At 31.7% G+C, this 16,280-nt stretch carries 15 protein-coding genes, 1 pseudogene and 1 other annotated feature; of the genes and pseudogenes, 10 read left to right on the top strand and 6 right to left on the bottom strand.

The window, feature by feature from the left end:
* A pseudogene (locus COJ46_RS24650) lies at window positions 1–479 on the top strand (hypothetical protein); the annotation flags it as partial.
* A gap of 226 nt (window positions 480–705) precedes the next feature.
* On the top strand, window positions 706–2,079 hold the full coding sequence (locus tag COJ46_RS20225) for a glycosyltransferase (RefSeq protein ID WP_098566224.1): 1,374 nt from the start codon (window positions 706–708) through the stop codon (window positions 2,077–2,079).
* A 22-nt stretch (window positions 2,080–2,101) separates the two neighbouring features.
* Here the strand turns inward: COJ46_RS20225 and COJ46_RS20230 are convergent, their stop codons facing one another.
* A complete protein-coding gene (locus tag COJ46_RS20230; protein WP_141540912.1) occupies window positions 2,102–3,160 on the bottom strand; it encodes a tetratricopeptide repeat-containing glycosyltransferase in 1,059 nt (352 codons plus the stop codon).
* Between the two features lie 152 nt (window positions 3,161–3,312).
* Window positions 3,313–4,398: a tetratricopeptide repeat-containing glycosyltransferase family 2 protein gene (locus COJ46_RS20235; protein WP_286145530.1), complete on the bottom strand. Its 1,086-nt coding sequence runs from the start codon at window positions 4,396–4,398 to the stop codon at window positions 3,313–3,315.
* Between the two features lie 122 nt (window positions 4,399–4,520).
* Window positions 4,521–4,742 (top strand) — a binding site (T-box leader).
* Window positions 4,743–4,785: 43 nt separating this feature from the next.
* Here COJ46_RS20235 and argS point away from each other — a divergent pair.
* From argS to COJ46_RS20250, 3 genes are all read left to right on the top strand, one after another.
* The gene (gene argS / locus COJ46_RS20240) at window positions 4,786–6,474 is read left to right on the top strand and encodes an arginine--tRNA ligase (protein WP_098566226.1); all 1,689 of its coding nucleotides are present in this window, start codon (window positions 4,786–4,788) and stop codon (window positions 6,472–6,474) included.
* A gap of 259 nt (window positions 6,475–6,733) precedes the next feature.
* The gene (locus COJ46_RS20245) at window positions 6,734–7,330 is read left to right on the top strand and encodes a nitroreductase family protein (protein ID WP_098566227.1); all 597 of its coding nucleotides are present in this window, start codon (window positions 6,734–6,736) and stop codon (window positions 7,328–7,330) included.
* A 284-nt stretch (window positions 7,331–7,614) separates the two neighbouring features.
* Entirely contained in the window at window positions 7,615–8,235 is a 621-nt protein-coding gene (locus COJ46_RS20250; protein ID WP_286145533.1) for a GDSL-type esterase/lipase family protein, read from the top strand.
* A 63-nt stretch (window positions 8,236–8,298) separates the two neighbouring features.
* On the opposite strand, the gene COJ46_RS20255 is transcribed toward COJ46_RS20250, so the two are convergent.
* The gene (locus tag COJ46_RS20255; RefSeq protein ID WP_097978352.1) at window positions 8,299–9,855 is read right to left on the bottom strand and encodes an ABC-F family ATP-binding cassette domain-containing protein; all 1,557 of its coding nucleotides are present in this window, start codon (window positions 9,853–9,855) and stop codon (window positions 8,299–8,301) included.
* 314 nt (window positions 9,856–10,169) lie between these two features.
* Between COJ46_RS20255 and COJ46_RS20260 the strand changes: the two genes are divergently transcribed.
* On the top strand, window positions 10,170–10,784 hold the full coding sequence (locus COJ46_RS20260) for a PH domain-containing protein (protein WP_097978353.1): 615 nt from the start codon (window positions 10,170–10,172) through the stop codon (window positions 10,782–10,784).
* Window positions 10,785–11,281: 497 nt separating this feature from the next.
* Here the strand turns inward: COJ46_RS20260 and COJ46_RS20265 are convergent, their stop codons facing one another.
* Both COJ46_RS20265 and COJ46_RS20270 read right to left on the bottom strand, forming a co-directional pair.
* Complete coding sequence (locus COJ46_RS20265) at window positions 11,282–11,749, bottom strand: PH domain-containing protein (RefSeq protein ID WP_098566229.1); 468 nt, start codon at window positions 11,747–11,749, stop codon at window positions 11,282–11,284.
* 15 nt (window positions 11,750–11,764) lie between these two features.
* Window positions 11,765–12,205 carry a DinB family protein gene (locus COJ46_RS20270; RefSeq protein WP_098566230.1) on the bottom strand — a complete coding sequence of 147 codons (441 nt, stop codon included), beginning with the start codon at window positions 12,203–12,205 and terminating at the stop codon, window positions 11,765–11,767.
* 119 nt (window positions 12,206–12,324) lie between these two features.
* On the opposite strand from COJ46_RS20270, the gene COJ46_RS20275 reads away from it, so the two are divergent.
* Window positions 12,325–12,597: a hypothetical protein gene (locus COJ46_RS20275; RefSeq protein WP_097978356.1), complete on the top strand. Its 273-nt coding sequence runs from the start codon at window positions 12,325–12,327 to the stop codon at window positions 12,595–12,597.
* Between the two features lie 64 nt (window positions 12,598–12,661).
* Here the strand turns inward: COJ46_RS20275 and rnhC are convergent, their stop codons facing one another.
* Window positions 12,662–13,594 (bottom strand): ribonuclease HIII, encoded by a 933-nt coding sequence (rnhC, locus tag COJ46_RS20280; RefSeq protein WP_098566231.1) that lies wholly within the window; start codon window positions 13,592–13,594, stop codon window positions 12,662–12,664.
* 97 nt (window positions 13,595–13,691) lie between these two features.
* Here rnhC and zapA point away from each other — a divergent pair, with 97 nt between their 5' ends.
* The 3 genes from zapA to polX are packed head-to-tail and all read left to right on the top strand — an operon-like array spanning window position 13,692 to window position 16,277.
* Complete coding sequence (gene zapA / locus COJ46_RS20285) at window positions 13,692–13,982, top strand: cell division protein ZapA (protein ID WP_056472333.1); 291 nt, start codon at window positions 13,692–13,694, stop codon at window positions 13,980–13,982.
* On the top strand, window positions 13,975–14,502 hold the full coding sequence (locus COJ46_RS20290; protein WP_097978358.1) for a CvpA family protein: 528 nt from the start codon (window positions 13,975–13,977) through the stop codon (window positions 14,500–14,502). Before zapA ends, COJ46_RS20290 begins: the two co-directional genes overlap by 8 nt.
* A 50-nt stretch (window positions 14,503–14,552) precedes the next feature.
* Window positions 14,553–16,277 (top strand): DNA polymerase/3'-5' exonuclease PolX, encoded by a 1,725-nt coding sequence (gene polX, locus COJ46_RS20295; RefSeq protein WP_098566232.1) that lies wholly within the window; start codon window positions 14,553–14,555, stop codon window positions 16,275–16,277.
* Window positions 16,278–16,280: the final 3 nt, after the last annotated feature.

Consider the following 16,280-nt stretch of genomic DNA (forward strand, 5'->3'; position numbering starts at 1 on the left):
CAGCAGGAGCAACAGGAGCAACAGGAGCAACAGGAGCAACAGGCACAATCGCAGCATTTGCTCACATCTTTAATGTAGGCACACAAACAATAGCAGCGGGTAATCCTGTTACTTTTGATACGAATGGAACTATTTCAGGGACAGATATTTCTCATGCAACAGGCTCATCAGATATTGTTCTTGCTCAAGGTCATAATTATCAGGTTATATATACTTTTGTTGGTGATGCTTCAGTTTCAGCTGTTTCAGTTCATTTTACCTTAGCGGGTACAGATATTCCAGGAAGTGGATTCACTGATCCGAGTTCCGTAGCATTAACAACGGCTTCTGAAGGTTCAGGAGAGTTTATTGTTAGTACTGTTGGACAAGTTGCGCCAACTAATTTAAATATGATTGTCGACAGTACTACAGACATGACTTTCCCAGCTCAAGATGCTAATCATCCTAATATCAGTATTGTAATAATTGAACTGAGCTAATTAGTGATTTTAGAGTCCGTTCTCAAAAAACGGATTCTTTTTTTTGAAGGAAAAAGAATGAAATATTTTTTAGTACTGACAAAATGTTCCTAAGTTGAATAAGTTAAATAAGACGATTGAAGATTATTTTTTAAGGATGTTTTTATGGTGGTAGTCAAATTACTAAAAATATTGATAGTGAATGAAGAGTCTACTTTTAAAGAGATTTTAAGAAGGTGTTTAGTAAATGAAAACTAGTATAATTATTTTGACTTATAATCAGCTCGAGGTATCGAAAAAATGCTTTGAAAGTCTTGCAAAATATACAAATGAAGATGAAGTAGAAATTATTGTTATTGATAATGGATCGACTGATGGAACTCGAGAATATTTAAAAAGTAATCCTTCTTTTATTACAATCTTTAATGAAAAAAATATGGGGTTTGCTAAAGGTTGTAATCAAGGAATTGAAGTCGCAACAGGTGATAACTTGTTATTTTTAAATAATGATACAATCGTTACAGAAAATTGGTTAAAAGCAATGCTTACTCTTTTATATAGTAATGATAAAATTGGTATGGTTGGGCCTGTAAGTAATTATGTAAGTGGATTGCAGCGAATTAATGTTGATTATCAAAATGATCAAGAAATCAATGATTTTTCATTAAGATATTGTGCAAGGTTAAAAGGAATGTCTAAGCAAGTATTAAGATTAGTAGGATTTTGTTTATTAGTTAGACGCGAATTAATTGATCGATTAGTAGGATTTGATGAAAGGTTTAAACTAGGTTCATTTGAAGATGATGATATTTGTTTAAGAACTATTTTAGAAGGATATGAATTGCATATTGCATTGGATTCATTTGTTCATCATTATGGGCACATGACGTTCAACGGAAATAGTGATATTAATATAAATCACCTATTTATTGAAAATAGAATGAAGTATATCGAAAAGTGGGGAAACAATTTAATAGATATTGGGTATCCAAAGACGGAAATTATTGAAATGGTGCCAGGTAACATAAATAAAGTATTAGAAATTGGTTGCTTAGCTGGCGCAACAGGTCTAGAAATTAAAAATCTATATAAATGTGAATTATATGGAACAGAAAGTGATTCAGAACTATCCTCAATTGCATCACAATTTTATAAAAGGGTTGATACAATTAGTATTGACGAAGTGCCACACGGTTACCCTGATGAGTTTTTTGATTTAATCATAATTGATAATATTGTAAACCATCTTGTAGATCCTTGGGGCTTTGTAAAAGAAATCACCAATCTATTAAAAACATCAGGCTCAATTATTTGTAGAGTTCCAAATGTTTCCCATGGTGAAGTTCTCTTTCAATTACTACAAGGCCAATGGAATTATATTCACGCAGGCATATTGAAAAAAGAAAATATTAGATTTTTCACGCCTCAAACAATTAATACGCTATTTCCAGCTGACCAATTTGAAGTGACGACAAAGAATGAAAATATAAATGTAGATTTAAATATTAAGTTGTTTTTTGAAGAAGTAGTTCATTTAGCTCATAGTTTTGGAATAAATCTTGAACAACTAACTTCAAATCTTGAAATATATAATATGCTCTTGTTAGTAAGAAAAAAATGATTAAAAGGCAGTTGAGGGATCCTCAGCTGCCTTCGTTATTTAATCTATTTGCAAAGTACTCTCTATTTGAAAGAATGCTTGGGTGTGTTGGGTAAAAATGATAGGCTATTTCATTGTGCTCATTTGCAAGGCGAAATTCACCTATTCTGTCGTAGCAAACAGCTAGCTGTAAATGTGGTAGCCAAGTAGTACAGGATGGGTTGAGAAGAATCAAGCGATTGTTCACCTTATTTAAGGTTGCTTCTTTATACCAATAAATAGCTGAATCGAAATTATTTTTCTCAAAAAATGTATAAGCCAATCTACAACATGTTTCTGGATGAGTATTGCCATATTTAAGAGCTCTTAATAACCAAGTAGTTTCTAAGTCTCTTAGATTAAATTCGTGATAACAATTAGCAATATAATGACAAGCAAGAATATTAAGCTCTTCAAATGGCTGATTTAATCTCAAAAATTTAAAAAAATATTTTATTGATTGATCATGTTGATGATCTGAACTTAATTCTTTTGCATAATAAAACAAATCCATTGTTGAAAGTTTGAAGTTGTTACTTAACATTTGTTCATATATTTGAATATTTTCTTTTGTATTTTGTGTAAAAGGAAGATCTGTAATAACAAGATTAGTAGAAAATGATTCAGAGGATTGTTCATTTTTCATATTCGGTGAATGACTATTTGAACTTAACCTTTTAAATAATCTACTAATTTTTTGTTTACTTTTTACATTCCAACCGCTCTGATAATCGACAGCTACAATAGAAACTTCATTGTTTATTGATTGTTTTAGATTAGAAAATATTAAACGATCATTTTCTAGTAAAACTTCTCTATGGTTTAGTAAAAGTATAAAGTCTTTTGTTGCCAATGATTTTGAAAAATTTAATGCATCTATTTCATCCACACCATCAAAGACATGTATTTGGTCTGTAAACTGTCTTGCTAGCTCAATCGTTCGATCGTGGGAATTCATATCAACGATGATCATTTCATCAACTAAGCTACTAACTGAACTTAGACATCTTTCAATTGTGGCTTCATTATTTTGTACAACCATGCATAAACTGACTGTGATCAAGCTATCACCCTTTTCTATAATTTTGATTTTGTATTAAATGATTGATAATAATTAGAGTTGATATATTTAATTAGTAGTTTCCAAATCATCTATTATGCTTACTAAACAGATAGGATAGGAAATATAAAGTTAGTAGATAGTATGGGTGAGAGTTATTGGTCTTTAAAATATGAGCGGAAATACTCTTGGTTGTGAAGAACAGAAGGGTTATTCGGAACATAGCTTGCTGCTATCTCATTATATTTTCTAGCTGTAAGTTGATCGCCTAATCGACTATAGCAAAGACATAACTGTAGATTAGGTAACCAAGTGTAACACGCTTGATTAATAAAAGGACTACTTGTAGGAACATCAACAAGAGTAGCAAGTTTATACCATGAAATAGCACGTGTAAAATCACCTTTGTGAAGATACACAAATCCTAAACGACAGCAGTTTTCTCCTCGGGGACCATCATATGAAAAAGATCTTAGACAAATACTTATCGCTTTTTCCAATTCGTTTAAATTAAAATAGCAGTCTGCCATTTTTCCACAGGCTTGAATATTATCTTCGTACCAGCCTTTTCCTTCTTCAAGAAACAATTCATACCATTCAATTGCTTTCTCAAATAGCTGATGATCTACACATTCATTTGCATAATAGTATTTGTCACGAGGACTTAATTCATTTCCTGAAGAAATCGCATTTTCATAAATCTTTAAATTTCGATCAGAATACTCTTTGTCTTTTTGATGAATAATTGCTGCATCCGATTGAATAATTTCGCCGTAAACCTCTAAATATTCATGAACGAAACCAATCCATTTAAAGTTTCTTTCTCGCTTAACGATTCGATTTCGTACAGAACTAAAGCTGGGATTACCATTTTCATCGAAGGCTAGATGATATTTCATTCCGACAGCGTCGACATTTTTAGTTAATGATTTTTTTAATTTAAGTAATTTTTTTGCATTTTCATCAGTGATAATATCATCAGCATCAAGCCACATAATATAATCCTTCGTAGCTTTAGAAAAAGCAAAATTTCTTGCTGCTGAGAAATCATTGATCCAAGTAAAATCATATATAGAATTTGTAAACTTTTTAGCTATTTCCTTAGTTTTGTCTGTTGAACCAGTATCAATAATGACAATTTCGTCTACTATATTAGATACAGATGATAAACATCTGGAAAGTACAGCTTCTTCGTTTTTAACAATCATACAAAGACTTAAAGTTATTGGTTTTTTTTTCATGAATTCCACCTCAATTTCTATGTTATTAAGGTTGTCAACAAATGGTGCAATTCATAAAGTTCAAAAAAAGATTAATGTTGAATTTCTAAATTAAATATGATTAAATGGAAAAAATGAATATTGAAAATTTTTAGATGAAGAGAGTAATCTTATTTTGATTCTTGTAGAGAGTTGGGGATGGTGGAAGCCTAACAGAGCGAATAAGATGAAGCGCACTTCGGAGAAGCAGTCTGAATTATTAGTAGGACTTTGCCGGGGAAGACCTCGTTAACAAATTTTAAAGCTGGTTCAATATTTTTGAACAATTAGAGTGGTACCGCGGATTAGTTAAACCCGTCTCTTATGATAGAGACGGGTTTTTTTATATTTTGGAGAGGATTGATTAGAATGAATTATGTAAATATGTATAGTGAACAAATTGAAAAAGCTTTAAATGGATCACTAACTTTAACTGAAATTAACTCACTTATCGAAAAACCGCATTATGCAGACCAAGGTGATTTAGCATTTCCTTGTTTCCAATTAGCTAAAGCATTAAAAAAATCTCCAGTCATAATTGCAAAGGAAATTGCATCACTTATTAATCATGATTTAATTGAAAAAGTAGAAGCGAACGGCCCGTACGTAAACTGCTTTTTGAATAAAAAGCTAGTAAGTAAGCAAGTAATTGAATTAGTTCTTGGCCAAGGGAAGGAATATGGAAACCAAGTAATTGGTGAAGACAAAACGGTTGCGATTGATTGTTCCTCACCAAATATTGCTAAGCCATTTTCAATGGGGCACTTGCGTTCAACAATGATTGGAAATTCAATTGCTAAAATAGCTGAAAAAAATGGGTATAAATCAATAAAAATTAATCACCTTGGAGACTGGGGAACACAGTTTGGTAAGTTAATTGTTGCGTATAAACTTTGGGGTAATCAAGACGCAGTAAAAGAAAATCCAATCAAAGAACTTCTAAAATTATATGTTAAATTTCATGAAGAAGTTGAAAAAGAGCCTCAACTTGAGGAAGAAGCTAGAAGTTGGTTTAAGCAATTAGAGGAAAAAAATGAAGAAGCCCTGCACTTATGGAAGTGGTTCCGTGATGAGTCTCTTAAAGAATTCATGTTAGTTTATGATTTATTAGGTGTTAACTTTGATAGCTTTAACGGAGAAGCATTTTACAATGATAAAATGGAGCGAATTATTGAACTTCTAGAGCAAAAAAACCTTTTAGTGGAATCTGAGGGTGCTGATGTTGTTGAATTAACTGAAAAGGAATTACCACCATGCTTAATTAGAAAATCTGATGGAGCTACGCTGTATGCAACAAGAGATTTAGCAGCTGCACTTTATCGTAAAGAAACATACGATTTTGATAAAGCAGTGTATGTTGTAGGTGGAGAACAAGCATTGCATTTTGATCAAGTATTTACAGTTTTGAAGAAAATGGGTTATGAATGGGCAAATGAAATGGTACATGTTCCATTCGGTTTAATCCTACAAAATGGTAAAAAAATGTCTACGCGAAAAGGGAAAATTGTTCTATTAGAAGAGGTAATTGAGGAAGCGATTAGTTTAGCTAGTCAAAATATTGCAGAAAAAAATCCTACATTAAAAAATAAAGAAGAAGTTGCAAAAATGGTTGGGGTCGGTGCAATTATTTTCCAAGATTTAAAAAATGATCGTATGAATAATATCGAATTTTCACTAGATCAGATGCTAAAATTTGAAGGTGAAACAGGGCCATATGTACAATACTCAATTGCGAGAACAAATTCAATTTTAGATAAAGCCTCATCACAGGCTTTAAATAAACAAGATGGGCTAGATGATTCATATAGTTGGGACATCATAAAACATATTCTTGAGTTTCCTAACAAAGTTACACGTAGTTTTGAACAATTTGAGCCATCTGTCATTGCTAAATATACAATAGATTTGGCACAAAGCTTCAACAAATATTATGGAAATACTCATATTCTAACAACTGATGACCAATTAGAGAGTAGATTAGCATTAATTAAAGTTGTTTCCATTGTTTTAGAAGAAGGATTAAGATTATTAGGAATTCGTGCTCCAAAAGAAATGTAAAGAAACAGGTATTGAAGAAATTTTTTATCTTCAATACCTGTTTTCTTTTTGATTTGATTGTATAACACGAAACACAGTCTTTCTAATTTTTATTACATATAAATAGTTTATGTAAGGATTTCGATTAACAATGTATCCAAATGAAAAAGGATTAACGTAGTCTATGAAAACAATTAAAATTTAAAAGTTTTATTGAAAATGATTATCATTTACATTTATAATGGATTTAAGATATTTAGAAAATAAGGGGAAACGTTCAATGTCGATATTAAATTTTATTAAAAATAGAAGAACGATTAGAGATACAAAAAAGGATCCAATTAATATGGAAGATTTAATGGAGCTACTTGAAGCAGCATCTTATGCTCCTTTCCACAGTAAAGAAGAGCCGTGGCAATTCATTATGGTTTCTGAAGAAAAAGAAAAAGAATATTATGCTTCAAAAATTGTAGATAGCTACGAAAGAATGGAATTAACTGAAACATATACAGTTGAGAAAATTAAAAAATCAACGGAATTCTTTAAAACATATATCATCGACACACCTATGCATTTAATTATTACGACAGACCACTCAGAAAATGAAAAGAAAAATTTAGAAGCGATTGGCGCAACTTGTGCATTTGTTCAAAATTTACAATTAGCAGCTTGGGAAAAGAATATTGGAATGGTATGGCGAACAAATCCTTATATTTTTGATAAACAATTTTACAAAGAGATGGGTATTCCAGAAAATCGAAAAATTTTAGGAGCTCTTCATATCGGTTATATAAATTCAATGCCAAAAGGAACAAAGAAAAGAAAACATCCAAGTGAATGGACTTCTAAGTTAAGTCAAAATATTACACTTTCTTAAACAAATAATATGACATGTAGAGTGATGTATTTAAAATAAATGCATTACTCTTTTTTTATTACCTAAAATTTACCAAAAGTTTTGTAGCTTAATTCGACACATTTTGTAAATTTTTTTAATTATAATCCATTTTGAAAGGCATTATTTTAAGGGAGGAATTTAGTAATGAAAAAATTATTAACAACAATTTCTGCTTTAACTTTAGCAAGTACTATGTTTTCAACCGCTGTTATGGCACAGAGTGTAAATGCAAAGAAATCACTTGTAGCACTTTAGGAGATTCGATTACGTTTGGTTACAATTTAGGTGTAAATAATGATCATCCTTCTAAGGTTGCTTTTCCATATATTATTGGACAAGATGCTAATCTAAGAGTTCGTGACTTAGGTGTTCCAGGCTGGAGGACTGATCAATTATTGTTCTCAATCAAGAATGATGATACATATCGAGATGCAGTTAGACATGCTGATTATGTAACTTTAGATATTGGAAACAACGATCTTCTTCAAGCTCTCAAAGCGAGTAATGGAGATTCTACTAAACTACAGCAATCAGTTGGTGCAATGCTACCTGTGTTATTAAAGAATTTATCGGATTCTATTTTAGAAATTAGATCTCTTACTGATGCACCGATTGTAGTATATAACATTTATAATCCTTTCCAAACTACAGATCCTATGTATGCACAAGGAAATTTCCTATTGAGTAACATTATTAACAAAAATATTTACAATTCAGTGAATGCTCTCAAAGCAATTGGAGTTTCTAACATCGTTATAGCAGACGCTTTTTCAACATTCTATAATCGTCAAAGTACATATGTTAGACAGAATGATATTCACCCTACAATTGAAGGGCAAAAAAAATTAGCTGAAATTGGTGAAGATGCATTAAATTTAGATTGATATTATAAAAAAAGAGAGTGTTCAAAAAGGATTTCTTTTTGATACTCTCTTTTAAATATCATCTTAAAACACTTTAGTAGTCCAGTTTTCGCCATTCCATACATCTGTAACTAATCCTTGATAGAATTCAGGTTCGTGACAGATAACTAAAAGACTTCCTTTGTACTCTTTTAGTGCGCGTTTTAGTTCTTCTTTAGCATCTACATCTAAATGGTTAGTAGGCTCATCGAGAACAAGTAAGTTTGTTTCTTGATTAATTAACTTACATAAACGAACTTTCGCCTTTTCTCCACCACTTAAAACTGCAACTTTACTCTCAATATGCTTAGTCGTTAAACCACATTTTGCAAGTGCAGAACGAACTTCATATTGCGTAAATGATGGGAATTCATCCCAAACTTCATCGATACATGTTTTATTATTATCACTTTTTACTTCTTGTTCGAAGTATCCAATGTGAAGGAATTCACCGCGCTCAACTTCACCAGAAATTGGTTTAATATCTCCAAGTAAACTACGCATTAACGTCGTTTTACCGATACCGTTCGCACCAACTAAAGCAATTTTCTGTCCACGTTCCATACGTAGATTTAACGGTTTAGATAGAGGCTCATCGTAACCAATCACTAAATCTTTTGCTTCAAATATTAATTTACCTGAAGTACGAGCAGGTTTGAAGTTGAATTCTGGTTTTGGCTTTTCACGTGCAAGCTCAATTACATCCATTTTATCAAGTTTCTTTTGGCGAGACATAGCCATATTACGAGTAGAAACACGAGCTTTATTACGAGCAACGAAATCTTTTAGTTCTGAGATTTCTTGTTGTTGACGTTTATATGCTGATTCTAATTGTGATTTTTTCATTTCATGAATTCCTTTGAAATTTTCATAATCACCAACATATCGATTTAATTCTTGGTTTTCCATATGATAAATCAAGTTAATAACACTATTTAAAAATGGAATATCATGTGAAATTAAAATAAATGCATTTTCATACTCTTGTAAATAGCGCTTTAACCATTCAATATGTTGCTCATCTAAATAGTTCGTAGGCTCATCGAGTAATAAAATATCTGGTTTTTCTAAAAGAAGTTTTGATAGAAGAACCTTTGAACGTTGACCACCAGAAAGTTCAGTTACATCGCGATCAAGTCCGATATCTTCTAAACCTAAACCACGACCAATTTCTTCAACTTTAGCATCAATAATATAGAAATCATTATTTGTTAAAGTATCTTGAAGAACACCAACATCTTCAAGCATTTTCTCCATTTCTTCCGGAGTTGCTTCAGCCATTTTTACATATAAATCATTAATTTCATTTTCCATATCAAACATATATTGGAAAGCACTTTTTAATACGTCACGAATTGTCATACCTGGTTGTAATACAGCATGCTGATCTAAATAACCTACACGTACTTTTTTAGACCATTCAACCTTACCTTCATCAGGCTGTAATTTTCCAGTAACGATATTCATGAAAGTTGATTTACCTTCACCATTTGCACCAATAAGACCGATATGTTCACCTTTTAATAGACGGAATGATACATCATTAAAAATTGCACGATCACCGAATCCATGGCTTAAGTTTTTTACAGTTAAAATACTCATAGATCGACACCTTTTCTCTATTTTTCATATAATAATGTTCTTTTATGAAAGAACGTAATTTAAACAGTCACCATCTAATTATAGTCTGCAACAGGGTATGTGTTCAACAGTAAATTAAGCTATAACCTAAGGGAGGCGAGTTTGAACCGAGAGGAATTTTTAAAAAAGGAAAAAAAATCCATATCCCCCTACTATTCCTATCCCCATATTTTTGTATTTAATGTATAATTCAAAAGTGTAATAGGCAAAAAGTGGGTTTTGAAGGCGTATAAATATAGAATTAGCCATACTCACTATTCGGAGGAGGAAGTTTAATGTTTGGTAAAGTTGCTGCAGATATGCTTGGTTTAAGTGATGTAGGTAGTGTTATTGAACCGAAAAATTATGACAAAGTTGATTCTGACGATTATGTAATGCATGAAGATAATGAAAAAATTTATTTCTTAATTAAATCAAAATCAGATGAATATTGCTTTACGAATAAAGCTTTAATTCATTTAGACGGTACAAGTGCAATAAGTAAAAAGCGTACACTTCATCGTTATAATTATCACACACATAAAATCACACATGTTTTACTTGAAACAGCTGGTACAATTGATTTAGATGTTGAAATTAAGTTCAACATTGGTGGTAGAGAGTTTTCGATTGATGTTCATAAAAAACATATTGAACAAGTTAAGGATCTATATAAAGCGTTACTAATGATTGCCGAAATTAGTCATGAAAACGAAAAAGCACTAGGGTATGCGAAAGAAAGTATCGAAATTGCTTCTACAACATTAGGCCGCGTAACTTCAAATGAAAATAATTTAGTGAACAGTTTTAAAGAAATTAATGAAGCTGCTTTTGAATGGTTAATGAAGTCAAGAGAGCAATACAAAGTTAAAGATTTCGGATCGGTGTTTGAGAAGTATATTAATAATTAATTATGTAAAGAGAGGTCTTGTAAGTCAAAGTGCTTATGAGACTTTTTTTGTGCCTTAGATTAGAGAAATGTGATTAGAAGGATTCATGAGTAAGTAAAAAAGCAAAAGATGCATTATAGTACCTCATGAGTGGTTCATGAGTATGTAAAAAAGTAAAAAGATCTAATATAGTACCTCATGAGGGGTTCATGAGAAAGTAAAAGAGCAGAAAGATGGAATATAGTACCTCATGAGGGGTTCATGAGTAAGTAAAAAAGCAAAAAGATGGAATATAGTACCTCATGAGTGGTTCATGAGAAAGTAAAAAAGCAGAAAGATGGAATATAGTACCTCATGAGTGGTTCATGAGTAAGTAAAAAAGCAGAAAGATGGAATGTAGTACCTTATAAAGGTTCATTAATTATATCTCCAACTATTTTTGGAGAAATCAGGCTAAAAATCAATAATAAACAAAGAAAACTCGCAAGGATCTTATTACCTTGTGAGTTTTCTTTGTTTTAAAGATCGTAATTAAATATAACTTCTGCTTTTTGACGATTTATAATAGTAGCATTTGGACAGCGTTTTTTGATTTCTTGTAAAAAAATTTCTTCGTCTTTTGGAAGTGAAAGTAAGGCAAATCCGTACTTTTTGTATTCGATTTTTAAACGTTTAAAGGTCCATGCAGGTGATGAAACTGGATTATTGGAGAAATTTACTGTTCTGATTTCACTGTATGGAATGAGAATTGTTATAAAACCAAATTTTGATTTGAATTCAGTTTCGGTTAATTCATGGTATGTGTTGAATAATGCCCAAACAAGAACAATCAATATTGGTAATAGAAAGACAAAGACTACTAAACTTATGATGTTTCCAGTGCGATCAGCTTCAATAAAGCTGATGATGGGAACTGAAATAATGATGAGAATTAAGCTCAGAATTAGGACGACTAATAGAGGATTTTTCTTCACTTTAAATTTCATGGCGACACCTTGATCCTATCCTAATATTTGATTTAAATGATGCTTCATATGGTCGATGTAGTCAGTAAATAACCAACTTAATGTAACAGATTCTTCATTTTGACTAATATATTGTAGTTTCCATTGGTCTTCTGAAATGTTTACGAGCACATTCATGAAACGTGAATTTAGGGCAGTCCATAAAGTAAGAATTTCTTCAATTGTATAGCTATTTTGATAATCATTTAATTCTACCCATGAATTTTGTTTATAAAGCTCCAAAACTAGTTCATCATTAGAGGACAATCGATCTATAAATCTTTTATGATTCATAGTCGCAGAATCGCAAAGATGTCCAAGGATTTCTTTTTTAGACCATTTTGTAGGATTTGGATTAAAATCTGTATTCGATAAGGCTCTGATGATTTTTGGAACAGATTGGATTAGACTACTATATTCGTTCATTAAATTATTCATCTAGATATTCCTCCTTCGTTTCTACATGTTATGAATATGTTTAAACATTTTTCTTTATGGGTCTATAGACAAGCCATATGTGAATAGGTTATTAGTAGGACAATCTTGGAGGTGGCTTGATGTTAATCTTTTTGCTTTATGTCGGATTGTTAATTGGAGTGTTAGCAGTTTATAAAGATGCCATTAAGCGGGATGTTAGTAATCTTGGGTTTCAAATGATCGGTTATTATGTACTAGCTTCTTTACCATTTAGGTTATTTTGGTTACCGATCCCTTTTGGATTTTTGATTTGTTTATTTTTATTATCTAAACCGATGCTTCGATATAAAAAACAAAAACAAGTTGCTAGCCTATTAGGTTTCATTATATTTATACTAGATGCTGTATTCTAAATATATGTTTAGAATACAGCTTTTTTGATGTTTTCATATTCCTTTAGAATGCACTTTAGGAATATCATTTTTTAGCAATTTTTAATGCCTTTTCGGTATTAGCAAAATGTAATTTCGTTAAACTTCTTAAAGCTTCAAAACCTTTTGATTTAATTAGTTTTGCAGCGGCTTGATCAACTTTTGCTCCGGCACCTTTTGGTAAGGTCATGCCAGCTTTATCACTTAATTGATCCATTTGTTGTAGGAAAGCATAGCGGGCTAAGATAGAAGAAACGGCAACTGAGAGATGCAAACCTTCTGCTTTAGTAGCAAATTGAACTTTATCTCGAATAACTTCTTTTGTTCCTTTTAAATATCCGTAGTACAGATTTGGAGGAGTAAATTGATCAATTAAGATTGCATCATATTTTTTATCTTCCAATTTTGAAATAGTATTTCGAATTGCTTGGTTATGTAAAAGAGCCTTTAGTTTGTTCATATTATAGCCTTTTTCTTGCATAGCATTGTATTTCTCATTATGTAGTACTAAGAGGCTGTAGGTTACGACATGAACAATTTTTTTTGCAATGCTACATATGGCATCGTCAGTTAGTTCTTTGGAATCTTTTACGCCTAATTCTTTTAATAATTCGAATTGACTTGGTTCTACAAAGGAAGCGACTACTGTCATTGGTCCAAAGTAGTCGCCTGTACCAACTTCATCACTACCTATTACTGCAAGACTTGAAAAGTTTTTTGGTAAAGTTGAATACGTATTTGTAGGGTTTACCTTTTTAGTCGTTTGGCTAGCCGATTTGCCTTGCCATTTACTTACTTCAGCATCACAATTTGAGCCTTGAAACATTACTTTACCAGATTTATATGCAGTGATTGTACAGCCACTTGGTTTGGCCATAAATACTCCACCTTGTGGTACTTTTGATTGAAGGCTACTTTGGTAGTGTGCTTTCATCTTTAAGAGAGTATCCTCAGAAACTGTTAATACAGTGTTTGACATAAATTTCTCCTTTATAAATGGATATTTTCCAATACTTTTGATTGTATTGAATTTCATGTTATAGTTAAGGTTAGAATGTTTATAGCTGAATGGAGGTATGAAGTTGTCCAATTCTTCATCGAAACAAAAACTAAATGTAACTATTTATGGGCAACATTATGCAATTACTGGTGACGAGTCAACAGATCATATTCGCCATGTTGCCTCAATTGTAGATGATAAAATGAAAGAAATAAATAAAAAGAATCCATTATTAGATACTAATAAATTAGCTGTATTGACAGCAATAAATATTGTAAGTGATTATGTAAAATTAAAAGAAAGAGCTGAAATGCTCGAAAAATTATTAGAAAAACAAACGAAAAGTGAGCAGAAAGAGAATGATTGATTTAATTATACTTATTATTTTTAGTTTAGGAATTTTGACAGGTTGGAAAAGAGGATTTATTAGCAGCCTTGTACGATTACTAGGTTTTTTACTTTCCATATACCTAGCTTATCATTATTATGAGCAGACGGCTACTTCGCTTAAAAAAATATTTCCAATTCATATAAGCGGTGGTCAGGTCGTAAATGCAGAGCAGTTTGTGTATGAAATTATAGCTTTTGCTTTGCTATTTATTGGGACAAGGTTAGTTATTTCATTTATTGGTTCGTTATTAAATGGTGTTTTCCAATTACCTGTTTTAAAGCAGATGAACTCCTTATTAGGTGGTATTTTTGGCTTTATAGAGGTTTATTTATTTTCCGTTTTGGCGCTTTTTATAGCTTTAATCGTACCAATCGATACGCTTCATGTTTTATTACATAAATCAAATATTGCGTATTTTATGGTTCAACATACACCATTTATATCTAATCAATTAATGGAATTATGGAACGGATTTTCTAGTTCTGAAATACTTTAACCCGGGTTTTTAGTGAAAAAATAATTTCTATGTTAAGTAGGTGACTTAAAATGCACAAAAAAGAGTTAATTAAACTGTTAGAACAAATTGCTACTTATTTAGAACTAAAAGGTGAGAATGCATTTAAAATATCAGCATTTCGTAAAGCGGCAAATGCATTAGAAACTGATGAAAGAAGTCTTGAGCAAATTGACGACTTTACTGCTATAAAAGGAATCGGAAAAGGGACTTCTGCAGTAATTTTAGAATATATCGAAACTGGTAAAAGTACGGTATTGGAAGAACTACAAGAGTCATTGCCTAAAACTTTACTTCCTTTACTCAGACTACCAGGATTAGGTGGGAAAAAAGTAGCTAAACTTTATCAGTCATTACAAATTGAGAGCATGGAGCAGTTAAAAGAAGCATGCTTAAATGGTAAGTTACAAGGGTTAGCTGGATTCGGTAAAAAGACAGAGAAAAATATTTTAGAATCAATCGAGGAGTTTGGTAAGCAGCCTGAACGCTTGCCACTAGCAGATGTATTACCGATTGCTGATAAAATTGAAGCTTATTTAGCAGGAATGAAGGATGTTGAAAATTATTCAAGAGCAGGAAGCTTACGAAGAGTACGTGAAACAGTTAAAGATTTAGACTTCATTGTTGCATCAAATAAACCGGAAAGTATTAAAGAACAATTACTTTCGATGCCGGAAATCGTTCGAATAATTGCACAAGGTGATACAAAAGTTTCTCTTGTTTTAAAAGGTGTTGAATATGAGATTTCAGTTGACTTCCGAATTATTCAACCTAAGGAGTTTGCTACAACGCTACATCATTTTACTGGTTCTAAGGATCATAATGTAGCTATGCGTCAATTGGCTAAAGAACGTGATGAAAAAATTAGTGAGTACGGTGTTGAGAACGTTAATACTGGAGAAGTTTTAACATTTGAAAATGAAGAAGATTTTTATGCTCACTTTAATTTACCTTGTTTTCCACCTGAAATTCGAGAGGATGGAAAGGAAGTTTCAACTTTTACAAACGATTACCCATTAATTCGTTTAGAAGATATGAAATCTGATTTACATATGCACTCTACTTGGAGTGATGGTGGCTATTCAATCGAAGAAATGGCAGATGCATGTCGTGCTAAGGGGTATAAATATATTGTCATCACAGACCATTCACAATATTTAAAGGTTGCGAATGGTTTAACTCCTGAGCGCTTATGGAAACAAAAAGAAGAAATTCAGCGTGTTAATGAAAAATACACTGATTTTACAATTCTACATGGGGTAGAAATGGATATTTTACCTGATGGAACGTTAGATTATGAAGATGATGTTTTACGTTCACTTGATTTTGTTATTGCATCAATTCATTCTAGCTTTAGTCAAGATGAAGAGACAATCATGATGCGTTTGAAAAATGCAATGAGAAATCCATTTGTTAGCATGATTGGCCATCCAACAGGACGAAAAATTGGCAGAAGAGCTGGGTACAAAGTAAATGCTGAAGAATTAATTTCTGTAGCAAAAGAAACAGGTACAATTTTAGAATTAAATGCAAATCCAAATCGATTAGATTTAAATAAAGAAATGTTAATGATGGCTGCGGAAGCTGGTGTGATGCTATCAATTAATACTGATGCACATAACATTGATATGCTAGAGCATATGATTGTTGGGGTTAGTGCGGCCAAGAAAGCTTGGTTAAAAAGAGAAAATATTGTAAATACATTTGAATTACACGAACTTTTAAGTTTGATTGAAAGGAAACGTAATCGAGTGTAAGGA

Origin of the sequence: Bacillus sp. AFS077874 (assembly GCF_002566505.1) — a bacterium.
GTDB lineage: Bacteria > Bacillota > Bacilli > Bacillales > Bacillaceae_G > Gottfriedia.